The sequence below is a fragment of the Rhizobacter sp. P3_B12 genome (assembly GCF_056402895.1).
Genome location: NZ_JBFUGN010001439.1, coordinates 1 through 1,114, shown reverse-complemented (window position 1 = coordinate 1,114; position 1,114 = coordinate 1). Strand labels below are relative to the sequence as shown.

2 protein-coding genes are annotated in these 1,114 nt (G+C 67.7%); one reads left to right on the top strand and one right to left on the bottom strand.

The window, feature by feature from the left end; translation table 11 throughout:
• On the top strand, nucleotides 1-319 hold a 319-nt coding region (locus tag AC1D01_RS35905; protein WP_477874471.1), incomplete at its 5' end, for a prolyl oligopeptidase family serine peptidase.
• A 445-nt stretch (nucleotides 320-764) separates the two neighbouring features.
• Here the strand turns inward: AC1D01_RS35905 and AC1D01_RS35900 are convergent.
• Nucleotides 765-1,114, bottom strand: a 350-nt coding sequence (locus AC1D01_RS35900) for a hypothetical protein (RefSeq protein ID WP_477874469.1), incomplete at its 5' end; no start/stop codon positions are given.

Below are 1,114 nucleotides of genomic sequence, written 5' to 3'. Positions count from 1 at the left end.
GTTCAGCGACGACGCCTACACCTGGCACGCGAAGGAATTGGGGGCCTGGTACTGGGACGACCAGGCGAAGGTCAACTCGCAGAGCCCGCACGCCTTCGCGAAGAACATGAGGACGCCGACGCTGGTGATCCACGGGGCGCTCGACTTCCGCGTGCCGGACCAGCAGGGGCTGGCCTACTACAACACGCTGAAGGCGCGTGGTGTCGATTCACGGCTGGTCTGGTTCCCCGATGAGAACCATTGGATCCTGAAGCCCCGGAACAGCAAGCTCTGGTATTCCGAGTTCTTCGGCTGGCTCCAGGCTTACGACAAGAAGTAGCTTCTCTGTTGTGCTTTGCGCGCGTGGCGCGGTTCCGCTTGTGTTCGGCGCACGTACGCACGCCCCCCCGTTCGCCCTGAGCTTGTCGAAGGGTAGGACTGAGCCTGTCGAAGGCCAGCGCGATGCACGCATGCTGCACCCTCCAAACACTCGCCGTCCGCGTGGCGCGGCGCGGCAGGGGCAGGCGGCGGGGCGATTTCTGGAGCGACGAGAAGTGTGGTGCCTGAGGGTGGCGCGCGCCAGCGCGCTTCGTAGACTGACTCATCGCCACTGTTTGACCACAACGAACGAAGTGAGTGGAGGGAGTTTGGCGATGCACCCTCAGGCGCCGCACTTCTCGTGGAGTCTGCGCCCCCTGGGGCGCGGACCGCTCCGGCATGAGCCCCGCCGCCTGCCCCTGCCGCGCCGTGACGCGCGCGCACGAAAACACCCCTCAACTCAACGGTCACTTCAAGAGATTCGAGATGTCCCAAGTGACGGCAAACCGGGGATCCTCCCACCCCGGCACCCCCGGCCGCTGCGCCGTCCCGAGATCGAATGACAGCCGCCGCGGCACCAGCCACCACCGCGCCCCCACCCGGTTGACCTCGGTCTCGCTCGCCGACAGCCCGCTCCCCGTCCACTCGGCATAGAGCGTCCCGCTGCGCAGCGGCTGCCACACGCTCGACAAGGTCGCCCGGTTGCGCGGCACGCCCGCCACGTCGCGCCCCAGGTTCATCTGCAGCGCCCAGCTGCTGGCCAGCTGCAACTGGGCGCCGGCCGCCATCGTGGCCTGCTCGGTGCGCAGCCCCGGTT